The sequence below is a fragment of the Ideonella livida genome (genome assembly GCF_010499455.1).
In the GTDB taxonomy this organism is placed as follows: Bacteria; Pseudomonadota; Gammaproteobacteria; order Burkholderiales; family Burkholderiaceae_C; genus Ideonella; species Ideonella livida.
Genome location: NZ_JAAGOH010000006.1, coordinates 169,205 through 181,202, shown reverse-complemented (window position 1 = coordinate 181,202; position 11,998 = coordinate 169,205). Strand labels below are relative to the sequence as shown.

The following is an 11,998-nucleotide window of genomic DNA, read 5'->3' as shown; positions in this document are numbered from 1 at the left end:
TGCCGTGACCGGCCCGCCCTGGGGGCGGGCCGCAGTCAGCCGGCTGCGGGGCGCTGCCGCTGCCCAAACACGGCGGTGCCCACCCGCACCCAGCTGGCACCTTCCAGCACCGCGGCCTCCAGGTCGGCGCTCATGCCCATGGACAGGGTGTCCAGCGCCAGGCCCCGGGCCTGCAGGTCGCGCAGCAGGGCCTGCAGCCGGGCGTGCGGGGCGCGTTGGGCCGCCAAGGTGTCCGCCGGCTCGGGGATGGACATGAGGCCGCGCAGCTGCAGCCGGGGCAGGGCGGCCACGGCCTGGGCCAGGGCGGGCAGATCGGCCGGGGCCACGCCGCTCTTGCTGGCCTCGCCGCTCACATTGACCTGCAGGCAGACCTGCAGCGGGGGCAGCCAGGCCGGGCGCTGTTCGCTCAGGCGCTGGGCGATCTTGAGCCGGTCCACGCTGTGGACCCAGTCAAAGGCCTCGGCCACGGCGCGGGTCTTGTTGCTCTGCAGCGGGCCGATGAGGTGCCAGCACAGCTGGCCGCGCAGGTCGGCCAGCGCGGCCATCTTGTCCAGCGCCTCCTGCACGTAGTTCTCACCAAAGTCGCGCTGGCCCGCGGCGTGGGCGGCGCGTACCGCCTCGGGCGGGCAGGTCTTGCTCACGGCCAGCAGCCGCACCCCGGCGGATGGGCGGTCGGACAGGCGGCAGGCGGCCTGGATGCGGTGGCCAACCTGCAAAAGGTTCTCAGCGATACTCGACATGCGTGGTCTTCCCGCCGCCCGTGGTGTCGGACCGATCCGACGGGGCCCGGCGGCAAGGCCGCGAGCATAAGCCAACCCCCTCCCGGGCCGCCCCTCCCCTGCGTCTCCACCATGGACATCACCCAACTGCTGGCCTTCGTGGTCAAGAACAAGGCGTCGGACCTGCACCTGTCGGCCGGCATGCCGCCCATGATCCGCGTGCACGGGGATGTGCGCCGCATCAACGTGGAGCCGCTCAACCACAAGCAGGTCCACGCCATGGTGTACGACATCATGAACGACTCGCAGCGCAAGCACTACGAGGAGACGCTGGAGTGCGACTTCAGCTTCGAGGTGCAGGGCTTGGCGCGCTTCCGGGTCAACGCCTTCTTCCAGCAGCGGGGCTCGGCGGCGGTGTTCCGGACCATTCCGTCCAAGATCCTGACGCTGGAGCAGCTCAACTGCCCGCCGGTGTTTGCCGAGCTGGCGCTGCGCCCGCGGGGTCTGGTGCTGGTGACGGGCCCCACCGGCTCGGGCAAGTCCACCACGCTGGCGGCCATGATCGACCACCTCAACGAGAACGAGTACGGCCACATCCTGACGCTGGAGGACCCGATCGAATTCGTGCACGAGTCCAAGAAGTGCCTGGTCAACCAGCGCGAGGTGGGACCGCACACCCACAGCTTCCAGAACGCGCTGCGCGCTGCGCTGCGTGAAGACCCGGACGCCATCCTGGTGGGTGAGCTGCGCGACCTGGAGACCATCCGCCTGGCCCTGACCGGCGCCGAGACGGGCCACCTGGTGTTCGGCACCTTGCACACCTCCAGCGCGGCCAAGACCGTGGACCGTATCGTGGACGTGTTCCCCGGGGCCGAGAAGGACATGGTGCGCGCCATGCTCTCGGAGTCGCTGGTGGCCATCATTTCGCAGACGCTGTGCAAGACCAAGGACGGCAGTGGCCGGGTGGCGGCGCACGAGATCATGCTGGGCACCTCCGCCATCCGCAACCTGATCCGCGAGAACAAGATCGCCCAGATGTACTCCTCCATCCAGACGGGCCAGAACATGGGCATGCAGACCCTGGACCAGTGCCTGACGGACTTGGTGCGGCGCAACCGCGTCTCGCCGGCCGAGGCCCGCTCCAAGGCCAAGTTCCCCGACAACTTCCCGGGCTGAGCCGCCACGGCGGGCCCCGGTCCTCTTTTTCCAAGCCGTCCTTCAGGAGCGCGCAGGCCACATGGAACGCGACCAGGCATCCAAATTTGTCAGCGACCTGCTGCGGCTGCTGATCAGCCGCAAGGGCTCGGACCTTTTTCTCACCGCCGACTTTCCGCCCGCCATCAAGGTGGACGGCAAGGTCACGCGGGTCTCGCCCACGCCCCTGACCGGCGCCCACACCCTGACCTTGGCCCGTTCGCTGATGAACGACAAGCAGGCGGCGGAGTTTGAGCGCACCAAGGAGTGCAACTTCGCCATCGCGCCGCAGGGCATCGGCCGTTTCCGCGTCAACGCCTTCATGCAGCAGGGCCATGTGGGCCTGGTGCTGCGGGTCATCCCCACCACACTGCCCAGCCTGGACCACCTGGCCCTGCCGGCGGTGCTCAAGGAGGTGGCCATGACCAAGCGCGGCCTGGTCATCATGGTGGGCGCCACCGGCTCGGGCAAGAGCACCACGCTGGCGGCCATGGTGGACTGGCGCAATGAGCACTCGTTTGATCACATCCTGACCGTGGAGGACCCGGTGGAGTTCGTGCATCCGCACAAGAACTCCATCGTCACCCAGCGCGAGATCGGCATTGACACCGACGACTGGGACATTGCCCTGAAGAACGCCCTGCGTCAGGCGCCAGACGTGATCCTGATGGGGGAGATCCGCGACAAGCACACCATGGAGATGGCGGTCACCTTCTCGGAGACCGGCCACCTGTGCATGGCCACGCTGCATGCCAACAGCGCCAACCAGGCGCTGGACCGCATCGTCAACTTCTTCTCCGAGGAACGGCGCGAGCAGCTGCTGATGGACCTGTCGCTCAACCTCAAGGGCATGGTCTCGCAGCGCCTGATCCCGCGCGAGGACGGCCGCGGCCGCGTGGCCGCGGTGGAGATCCTGCTCAACACGCCGCTGGTGGCCGACATGATCTTCCGCGGCCAGGTGGCCGAGCTCAAGGAGCACATGAAGAAGTCGCGCGAGCAGGGCATGCAGGTCTTTGACCAGGCCCTGTTCGACCTCTACGAGGCGGGCTCCATCACCCTGGAGGACGCCTTGCGCAACGCCGACTCGGTCAACGACCTGCGCCTGAACATCAAGCTCAACAGCCAGCGCAGCCACCGCCAGGACCTGACGGTGGGCACCGAGCACCTGAAGATTCTCTGACCCCGCCCTCTGCCATGTCCCGCACCTACGACTCCATCGCCTCCCACCGCGTCGCCTTCCTGGGCTTGGGCGTGATGGGCGGCCCCATGGCCGGCCACCTGCAGGCCGCCGGCCATGCCGTCACCGTCTACAACCGCACCGCTGCCAAGGCCCAGGCCTGGGTGCAGGCCCACGCCGGGGGCGCTTGCGCGCCCACCCCGCGCGAGGCGGCCGCCGGCGCCCAGATCGTGTTTGCCTGCGTGGGCAACGACGACGACCTGCGCAGTGTGGTCCTGGGCCCGGACGGCGCCTTTGCGGGCATGTCGCCCGGCGCCATCCTGGTGGACCACACCACCGCGTCGGCCGAGGTGGCGCGCGAGCTGCACGCCGAGGCCGCCCGCCTGGGCCTGCATTTTGTGGATGCGCCGGTCTCCGGCGGCCAGGCCGGTGCGGTCAATGGCGTGCTCACGGTGATGTGCGGGGGCGACGAGGCGCCCTTCGAGGCCATGCGTCCGGTGGCCATGGCCTTCTCGCGCGCGGTCACCCGCGTGGGCGAGAGCGGGGCCGGTCAGCTGGCCAAGATGGTCAACCAGATTTGCATCGCCGGGCTGGTGCAGGGCCTGTCCGAGGCCGTGGCCTTTGGTCAGAAGGCGGGCCTGGACATGAAGCAGGTGCTGGGTGTCATCGGCAAGGGCGCCGCCCAGAGCTGGCAGATGGACAACCGCGGCCACACCATGGTGGACGGCCAGTTCGAGTTCGGCTTTGCCGTGGACTGGATGCGCAAGGACCTGGGCCTGGTGCTGGACGAGGCCCGCCGCAACGGCGCCAAGCTGCCCGTCACCGCCCTGGTGGACCAGTTCTACGCCGATGTGCAGGCGCTGGGCGGCGGCCGCTGGGACACCTCCAGCCTCATCCGCCGCCTGCGCTGAGGCGCGCTCAGCTCGCCGGCTTGGTGGAGGCGGGCTTGTCGCTGGCCGGACGGGCCAGGCGGGCCTTGATCTCCATGAGCTGGGCCTCGGAGATCGTCTCCGTCACCCGCACCACCTTCTGCACGCCGTCGATGGTGCGGATGAGGGTGGTGGCGCGCTCGGCCTCCTTGTCGGTGACCAGGCCCATCAGGTAGACGATGCCGCGTTCGGTCACCACCTTGAAGGCGTTGGCTTCCACATCGCCGGCATCCACCAGCGTGGCCTTGACCTTGGTGGTGATCAGGCCATCGCGGGTGCGCTCGCTCAGGGCGCTGGAGGTCATCACCGCGGCCTCGTTGACCACCGAGCGCACGTTCTCGATGCGGCTGGCGGTGTCGGCGGCCAGTGCCCGGTCGGCCTCGCTGGCCGCCTCGCCGGTGATCAGCACCACCCGGTTGTAGCTGGTGAAGTTGAGGTGGCCGCGGTCGCCCAGCGCCTTGGGCACGCGCATCATGGCCTTGACCTCGATGCTCTGGTCCTCCAGCTGGGTGCCGGAGGTGCGGCGGTCGGTCTGCACCAGCACGCCGCCGGCGGCCAGCCCGCCGATCATCAGCGGCACGGGCACGCAAGCGCTCAACAGGCTGGCCGCACCCAGCAGCAGGGCGGCGGAAGTCCATCCGGCCCGTCGCGGGGCCTGATGTTGTACGGTCATGGGGTCTCCTTCAGGAATGGCGGAAAAGACGGCGCACCGCCTGACGGGCCGGCGTCATTCGCCTTCGGCGGGCCCCAGCAGTTGCAGGTCGATCGCGTCGCACAGGGCATGAACGGCCACCAGGTGGATCTGGCGGACCTGCGCCGGCCGGCTTTCGGCCAGCGGCAGCCACACGTCGGTTTCCACCAGATGCTCGATCCAGGGTCCGGGTTCCCCGCCGGTGAACAGCAGCAGGCTCATGTCGGCCTCACGCGCAGCCTCGGCCAGGGTCAGCAGGGGCACGTGGGCCTCCACCGGGCCCGCCAGCAGCACCAGCAGGTCGCCGGGCGCGCCCAGCACCTGCAGCTGGCGCACCAGCGCATCCACCGGGTCGATGCCCGCGCCGGCGGGCAGGCCCAGCCCCGGGCCCAGGCAGAAGGCGGGCAGGGGTGGGCGCTCACGTTCATGGCCGTGCTGCAGCAGGCCGCACAGCAGGGCCGCCAGGCCGGCATCGGCGCCCAGGCCGGCGGCCAGGACCTTGCCGCCATTGGTCAGGCAGTTGACCACCGCTTCGGTGGCTTCTTCCAGCGGGCGCGCCAGGATGTCGGCCACCTGGTTGAGCAGGTCGGCCGCACCAAAGAACTGCTGCTGGATACGGGCTTGGAGCATGGGGCGGCATCATAAGTGGGGACAGGGCTGCCCCCGACCCGGCGCCGGCGCGGGGTCTGCACCAAAATGGGCCGATCGTTCAGGTTTCAGCCGGCCTCAAACGCCGCCTGCAGCCACTGGAGCTGCTCGCCGTCAACGGCCACCACGTCAAAGCGGCAGGGCGGCAGCCGGGGCCAGCGCTGCAGGTAATGCTGGGCCGCATGCACCACACGGCGCTGCTTGATGGCGGTGACACTGGCGGCCGCGTCCACCCGGGCCCCGGCCGCCCGGGCCCGCACTTCCACGAACACCACCGTGCCATCGCGGTCCTGCAGGATCAGGTCGATCTCGCCGCCGCGGCGGTAAGGCCCCAGGGCCACCCGATAATTGCGGGCCAGCAGGCGCAAGCCCTGCCGCTGCAGGAAGGCCGCGGCCCGCTCCTCGGCCTGCTGGCCGGTGCGGGCGCGGCCCGTTGCATCTGAAGAAGGCTTGCTGCCCGTGACCATCACCTCTCCTGCGCCGTCCCTGCTGCAGGCCGCCGCCTCGGCGGCCGGCGGCCAGCTCTTTCCGCCGGCCACCCTGTATGTGGTGGCCACGCCCATCGGCAACCTGGCGGACTTCAGCCTGCGTGCCCTGCATGCGCTGGCCCTGGCCGATGCCGTGGCTTGCGAGGATACGCGCGTCACCGGCGGCCTGCTGCGCCACCTGGGCCTGGAAGCCAAGCCCCTCATCCCCTTGCACGAGCACAACGAGCAAGCCGCCACCGACCGGGTGCTGGAGCGCCTGGCCCGTGGCGAGCGGGTGGCCCAGGTCAGCGACGCGGGCACGCCGGCGGTGTCCGATCCCGGCGCGGTACTGGTGTCGCGGGTCCGGGCGGCAGGGCACCGGGTGCTGCCCCTGCCGGGGGCCAGCGCCGTGGCCACCCTGCTCTGTGCCGCGGGGGATGCCGAGGCCGCCGCCCAGGGCAGCGGCTTCTCGTTTGCGGGCTTTCTGCCGCCCAAGGGGGCCGAGCGCCAGGCGGCGCTGCAGCAGGCCCTGGCGCGGGCAGGCAGTGTGGTGTTGTTCGAGGCGCCACACCGCATCGAGGCCTTGGCCGAGCAGTTGGCCCAGGCCTGTCCCGACCGGCGCGTGACCGTGGGCCGCGAGCTCACCAAACAGTTCGAGCAGATCCTGACCCTGCCCGCCCAGGCCCTGCCGGCCTGGCTGGCCGAGGAGTCCGGCCACCGCCGCGGAGAGTTCGCCCTGGTGCTGCATGCCGAGCCCAAGGCGGCGGCCGCTGCCGACGGCCTGCCGCCGCAAGCCCTGCGCACGCTGGAGGTGCTGCTGCGGGAGCTGCCGCTCAAGCAGGCGGCGGCCCTGGCGGCGGAGCTCACGGGGGTGCCCCGCAAGGCGCTCTACCAGGAGGCCCTGGCCCGGCGCCGCGGGCAGGAGGCGGGCGATGACCTGGACGACGCCCGCGGTGGGGCGGGCGACGAGGCGGGCGACGCGCGCGGGTAGGCCCGCCCGGACCGCTGGGGCCGCAGGGCCGATGGCGGGGTATCTCCCTTGGTTCGTCCCTGTAAATCCGGCGGCCGCCGCCGCAGCCCCCCTCCTACAATCATTTGATGATCTCGCGCGAAACCACCCTCGAACGACTGGCTGTCGCCCAGAGCCTCCTGCTGGACCCTTATGGCCTGGGCGAAGCCTCGCTCGCCAAGGCCTTGGGCACCATCGCCCAGCACCAGGTGGACGACGCCGACCTGTACTTCCAGTACACCCGGGCCGAGGGCTGGAGCTTGGAGGAGGGCATCGTCAAGAGCGGCAGCTTCTCCATCGACCAGGGGGTGGGCGTGCGCGCGGTGGCGGGCGAGAAGACCGCCTTCGCCTACTCCGACGACCTGTCCGAAGCCGCCCTGCTGGACGCCGCCACCACGGTGCGCGCCATCGCCGCGGCCGGGCAGAACCGCCGTGTCAAGCTGGCGCGCAAGCCGCAGGTGGCCCGCAGCCGCCTGCTCTATCCCGCGCTCGATCCCATTGCCACGCTGGACAGCACCCAGAAGGTGGCCCTGCTGGAGCGGGTGGAACGCATGGCGCGCGCCAAGGACCCGCGGGTGGTGCAGGTGATGGCCGGCCTGGCCGCCGAATATGACGTGGTCCTGGTCGCCCGCGCCGACGGCACCCGGGCCGCCGACGTGCGCCCGCTGGTGCGCCTGTCCATCACGGTCATCGCCGAGCAGAACGGCCGCCGGGAGGTGGGTTCCGGCGGCGGTGGGGGTCGATTTGGGCTGGGCTACTTCCAGCAGGAGCAACTGCAGGCCTATGTGGACCAGGCCGTGGGCGCCGCCCTGACCAATCTGGAAAGCCGGCCGGCGCCGGCCGGCATGATGACCGTGGTGCTGGGCCCCGGATGGCCGGGCGTGCTGCTGCACGAGGCGGTGGGCCACGGGCTGGAGGGCGACTTCAACCGCAAGGGTTCCTCCACCTTCTCCGGCCGCATTGGCGAGCGCGTGGCCGCCAAGGGCGTGACCGTGCTGGACGACGGCACCCTGGCCGACCGCCGCGGCAGCCTCAACATCGACGACGAAGGCCACCCCAGCCAGCGCAATGTGCTGATCGAGGACGGCATCCTGCGCGGCTACATCCAGGACAGCCTCAACGCCCGCCTGATGGGGGTCAAGCCCACCGGCAACGGCCGTCGCGAGAGCTACGCCCATGTGCCCATGCCGCGCATGACCAACACCTACATGCTGGCCGGCGACAAGGATCCGCAGGAGATCGTGGCCAGCATCAAGCGCGGCCTGTACGCCACCAATTTTGGCGGGGGGCAGGTGGACATCACCTCGGGCAAGTTTGTGTTCTCCGCCTCGGAGGCCTACTGGGTCGAGAACGGCAAGATCCAGTACCCGGTCAAGGGGGCCACCCTGATCGGCAACGGTCCGGACGCCATGAACCGGGTGAGCATGATCGGCCGTGACCTGAGCCTGGACGCCGGCGTGGGCGTGTGCGGCAAGGAAGGCCAGAGCGTGCCCGTGGGCGTGGGACAGCCCACGCTGCGCATTGACGGGCTGACGGTGGGCGGCACGGCGTGAGTGCGCCCGGGTCTGCTCCCGTGCACCGTCGACGGGTGAAAGAGGCATGAACAAGCCGTCCTGGATGAGTTGGGGCAAGCCCCTGGCCTCTGCGCAGAAGCTGGCCGACGGCTTGCGCGCCAAAGAGCGCAAGCAGGTGCTGGAGCAGGCCACCCACTTGGCTGACAGCAAGCGCACCGAAGAATCGCTGGCACTGCTCCAGGCCTACTTTGACCGCCACGGGGACGCTGTGGTGGGGCGGCGCCTGGCGGTGCAGCTGCTCAAGGCCGGGCAGTTCAAGGCGCTGACCGACCGCCCGGGCCTGCAGGCCCTGTCGTCCCGCGAGTTCAGCCTGGCGGCGCACCTCGCCGGCATGGACCTGGAAGACGTCTCCCCGGTGCTCACCCAGGGCCTGCCGCCGCGGCCGGACCTGGCCTACGTGGGCATGGTCAAGAACGAGGAGGACATCATCCTCTTCAATCTGGTCTGGCACTATGCCCTGGGCGTCAGGCGTTTCTTCCTGATGGACAACGGTTCCACGGACCAGACCGGCCCCTTGGTCTGCCTGTTCGAGCAGCGTTTTGCCGACGCCGTGGTCTACCGGTTGCATGACCCGGTCGTGGCCTACCTGCAGGGTCAGAAGATGACGGCGGCCTGCGCTTTCGTCGAGCAGATCTGGCCGGATGTGGCCTGGCTGCTGCTGGTCGATGCCGATGAATTCCTCTGCCTGCACCGGCCGTGGGACGAGGTCTTGGCCGACGCGGGCCCGGCCCAGGCGCTGGTGATGCCCAAGAGCGTCTACGGGCTGACCGAAGGAGACGATGCGCTGGAGAGCGCTCATTTTTCGGAGCGCCTCCTGAGCCGCAAGCTGCCGTTCCAAGTCTCCAACAAGGTGCTGGTGCGTGCGGGCCGCGGGGGGCTGGCCGTTGGTGCGGGCAACCACCGTTTGGTGGAGTCTGCTGCCGACGCCCCGCCGGTCGCGTACGCCTCGCCGCGGGGCCTGACCATGCGGGAGTATCCCGTCCGTTCCGAGGCCCAGTTCCTCGGCAAGATCGTCAATGGTGGTCGTGCGCTGGAGGCGGCCGCCCAGTTGGGCGCCGCGCCGATCGGCACGCACTGGTCCGCCTGGTACAAGCAGGTCTGTCAGCGCGGCGTGGCCGGTTTGCGGTCGGTGATGCGCACCCACCTGGAGCAACATGCCGCCGCCGCACTGCTCCGCGATCCCTTGCCTGTCACCGCAGTCATGGACCACCTGATGCCAGACTGGCGTGAAACCCTGGATCCCCTGCTTGCCCAGCGGCGCCGGGCGCACCAGGCCCTGATCGACGCGGGCCTGTCACCCGAGGCCCTGCTCGCTCCTCGGGCCTGAGCGCTGGGACAGGGCTCACTGCTGGCCCACATACAGGTGCCGGAAGCCACCACCGAGTTCGGCGCGGAACGCGGTGTCCGGGTTGTAGACCTCCTGGCCGACGTCGGTGGAGAGCAGGACCCATTGGCTGGTGTCGTTCCAACCGCCGCCCCAGAACTCGACCATCCGTGCCGCGTCCACGGAGGCCAGGGGCACGCCATGCTTGCGGGCCGCGATGATCTTCAGCGCATTCTGGAACTGCTCAAAGCTGATGGTCACGTCAAAGGTGCGTGCACTGAAGGTGCCGTGCTGCGTTGCGGAGCCTTGTGAGGACCACAGTGGCAGGCGGTGTTCGGCATCGACGGTGTCGGTGCCGCTGGTGCCGATGCGCCCATCCATGACGGCAATGCCGCCCTGCACCGGGTCGAACAGCACATTGGCCCGCCGGAACCAGCCCACCTCGGACCAGTCCTGCACCCCCCGGCGCACGATGGCCGTCGTGAGGATGTACTGCAGCTGGCACGGGGAGCTGCGCCGCTCTGCAAAGCACTGGCGGTTGAGGAAGCTCAGACCAATTTGCTGCTTGGCTTGTACCAGCTGGCCATTGCCGCCTTCCACCGTGGCCGTCCCCAGGGTTTGGGTGCTTTGCACCCGGGCTGGCTTGCCGCCGGCCCACGGCTTGAGCGCAGTCGTGGCGCTTGGGTTCATGCGGAAGGAGACGATGCCGACTTGCAGGTAGTTGTTGGTGCCCGCACCATCCTGTCCATCGGCCGTGAAGGTGTCGAAGAAGGGTTTGCTGCCGTCTTCCCGGGCGCCGGTGGTGGTCAGCAGCGCCACCCCTCCGTGCTCGTCGTCGGGCGAGAGGAAGGCGGCGGCGTCCCCCCCCAGCCAGGGCGCTTCGCCCGTGCAGCGGTCCACCGTGCCGACGGGGGTCCAGCGCAGCGTGGCAGGGACGGCCTGGGCGGCCATGCCGGTGCGTTGGGCCACGTCCAGCAGCCGGGCGTCATCGAAGGAGTCCAGCGGGCCTTGACGGCTGTTGTCGCACTGCGTGGCCCGACCGAAGAACAGCACCTTCATGCCCGGGCGCAAGGCCGTCTTGGCTTCAGAGGGGTTCCAGGCCAGGGCCAGGGCGGTGCCGCCGGCCACGCGGTCCAGTGTGGCCGCTTCTGTCATCTTGCTGTCCGGGCGGAACAGGAATTCGCCGTTGGCCGTGGCCAGTACCGGGCCTGTGCTCTGGCCGTCGTCCAGCATGTCCTGGTCGGGTGGGCTGTCTGGGTTGGCGTCTGCACTGCCACCGCCTCCGCAGGCCACGGAAATGACGCTGGTGGCCACCAGACCGCCGACGATTGCCGCAAAGCGCCACGCCGCGCCGCGTGGGCTCCGGCCCGCTGACAGTTGCGCCCAAGGGCGGGGCCGCTTTTCCATGGCCAACTCCTCATGCATCCAGGCGCACACACCGCGCCGTCTGACCGGGATGTCGGCAACTCCCTGGCGCAGCTTGAGGTCGTGTTGGCGCACGGGTAGGGGCGAGCGCCCGCGTGGGCGCAGCGGGCCAGGGCCGTTAGACTGCGATCGACTTCAGATCCACCCCTGGCGGCCAGGCACACGCATGAACATCAAGGACGAGGGCAAAGACAACCGCATCACCGTTGACAAGTCGGTGCAGGCGGGGCAGTTGTTGGTGACGGGCTCCGGCAATGAGATCACCATCGCCGCCGGTTGCCGGTTGCAGAACGCCCGGTTTGAAATCGCGGCCGACGGCTGCACGGTCCACATCGGCGCGTCCTGCGTCCTGATAGGAGAGTTCGTGCTCAAGGAGCGCGACACCGCGCTGACCATCGGCGAGAAGACGACCATGATGGGCGCCAAGATCACGATGCATGAGGCCGGGCGCATCCGCATCGGGCGGGACTGCATGTTTGCCGGGCAGGTGCGCATGGATACCAGCGACATGCACAGCATCCTGGATGCGGCCACTGGGGAGCGCCTCAACCCGCCGGGGGACGTGCTCATCGGCGACCATGTCTGGCTGGGCTTTGGCGTTTATGTGCTCAAGGGCGTCCAGATCGGGCAGGATTGCGTGGTGGGGGCGGGGTCGATCGTGGCCGACGACCTGGCCGCCGGCAGCCTGGCTGCCGGGGTGCCGGCCCGCGTGTTGCGCACTGGCGTGACCTGGGACCGCCGCCGCCTGCCCATGAAAGCCACCGAAACCCCTGCAGCGGTGCCGCGAGCCAAGCTGTTCAATTGGTGGCGTGGCCGTTGAATCTGATCCTCCAGAACCCAA

At 69.7% G+C, this 11,998-nt stretch carries 12 protein-coding genes; 7 read left to right on the top strand and 5 right to left on the bottom strand.

Annotation, left to right across the window (positions count from 1 at the left end; all coding sequences use genetic code 11):
- Positions 1 to 35: 35 nt before the first annotated feature.
- Entirely contained in the window at positions 36 to 740 is a 705-nt protein-coding gene (locus G3A44_RS07400; protein ID WP_163456869.1) for a YggS family pyridoxal phosphate-dependent enzyme, read from the bottom strand.
- 111 nt (positions 741 to 851) lie between these two features.
- Between G3A44_RS07400 and G3A44_RS07395 the strand changes: the two genes are divergently transcribed.
- From G3A44_RS07395 to G3A44_RS07385, 3 genes are all read left to right on the top strand, one after another.
- Entirely contained in the window at positions 852 to 1,895 is a 1,044-nt protein-coding gene (locus G3A44_RS07395; protein WP_163456868.1) for a type IV pilus twitching motility protein PilT, read from the top strand.
- Between the two features lie 61 nt (positions 1,896 to 1,956).
- A complete protein-coding gene (locus tag G3A44_RS07390; RefSeq protein ID WP_163456867.1) occupies positions 1,957 to 3,093 on the top strand; it encodes a PilT/PilU family type 4a pilus ATPase in 1,137 nt (378 codons plus the stop codon).
- Positions 3,094 to 3,107: 14 nt separating this feature from the next.
- The gene (locus tag G3A44_RS07385) at positions 3,108 to 4,001 is read left to right on the top strand and encodes an NAD(P)-dependent oxidoreductase (RefSeq protein ID WP_163456866.1); all 894 of its coding nucleotides are present in this window, start codon (positions 3,108 to 3,110) and stop codon (positions 3,999 to 4,001) included.
- A 7-nt stretch (positions 4,002 to 4,008) separates the two neighbouring features.
- On the opposite strand, the gene G3A44_RS07380 is transcribed toward G3A44_RS07385, so the two are convergent.
- From G3A44_RS07380 to G3A44_RS07370, 3 genes are all read right to left on the bottom strand, one after another.
- On the bottom strand, positions 4,009 to 4,692 hold the full coding sequence (locus tag G3A44_RS07380; RefSeq protein WP_163456865.1) for a BON domain-containing protein: 684 nt from the start codon (positions 4,690 to 4,692) through the stop codon (positions 4,009 to 4,011).
- Positions 4,693 to 4,746: 54 nt separating this feature from the next.
- The gene (locus G3A44_RS07375) at positions 4,747 to 5,340 is read right to left on the bottom strand and encodes an SIS domain-containing protein (protein WP_163456864.1); all 594 of its coding nucleotides are present in this window, start codon (positions 5,338 to 5,340) and stop codon (positions 4,747 to 4,749) included.
- An 86-nt stretch (positions 5,341 to 5,426) separates the two neighbouring features.
- On the bottom strand, positions 5,427 to 5,825 hold the full coding sequence (locus tag G3A44_RS07370) for a YraN family protein (protein ID WP_163456863.1): 399 nt from the start codon (positions 5,823 to 5,825) through the stop codon (positions 5,427 to 5,429).
- On the opposite strand from G3A44_RS07370, the gene rsmI reads away from it, so the two are divergent.
- The 3 genes from rsmI to G3A44_RS07355 all read left to right on the top strand — a co-directional run bounded on the left by rsmI (position 5,824) and on the right by G3A44_RS07355 (position 9,735).
- The gene (gene rsmI, locus G3A44_RS07365; protein ID WP_375138638.1) at positions 5,824 to 6,816 is read left to right on the top strand and encodes a 16S rRNA (cytidine(1402)-2'-O)-methyltransferase; all 993 of its coding nucleotides are present in this window, start codon (positions 5,824 to 5,826) and stop codon (positions 6,814 to 6,816) included. The two genes, G3A44_RS07370 and rsmI, sit on opposite strands and share 2 nt — an antisense overlap.
- A 107-nt stretch (positions 6,817 to 6,923) precedes the next feature.
- Positions 6,924 to 8,387: a metalloprotease TldD gene (gene tldD / locus G3A44_RS07360; protein ID WP_163456862.1), complete on the top strand. Its 1,464-nt coding sequence runs from the start codon at positions 6,924 to 6,926 to the stop codon at positions 8,385 to 8,387.
- Positions 8,388 to 8,433: 46 nt separating this feature from the next.
- Positions 8,434 to 9,735, top strand: a complete 1,302-nt coding sequence (locus G3A44_RS07355) for a glycosyltransferase family 2 protein (protein ID WP_163456861.1) — start codon at positions 8,434 to 8,436, stop codon at positions 9,733 to 9,735.
- A 15-nt stretch (positions 9,736 to 9,750) separates the two neighbouring features.
- Here G3A44_RS07355 and G3A44_RS07350 read toward each other — a convergent pair whose 3' ends face one another.
- Complete coding sequence (locus G3A44_RS07350) at positions 9,751 to 11,139, bottom strand: hypothetical protein (protein WP_163456860.1); 1,389 nt, start codon at positions 11,137 to 11,139, stop codon at positions 9,751 to 9,753.
- A 184-nt stretch (positions 11,140 to 11,323) separates the two neighbouring features.
- Here G3A44_RS07350 and G3A44_RS07345 point away from each other — a divergent pair, with 184 nt between their 5' ends.
- Complete coding sequence (locus G3A44_RS07345) at positions 11,324 to 11,977, top strand: acyltransferase (protein WP_163456859.1); 654 nt, start codon at positions 11,324 to 11,326, stop codon at positions 11,975 to 11,977.
- The last annotated feature ends 21 nt before the right edge of the window (positions 11,978 to 11,998 follow it).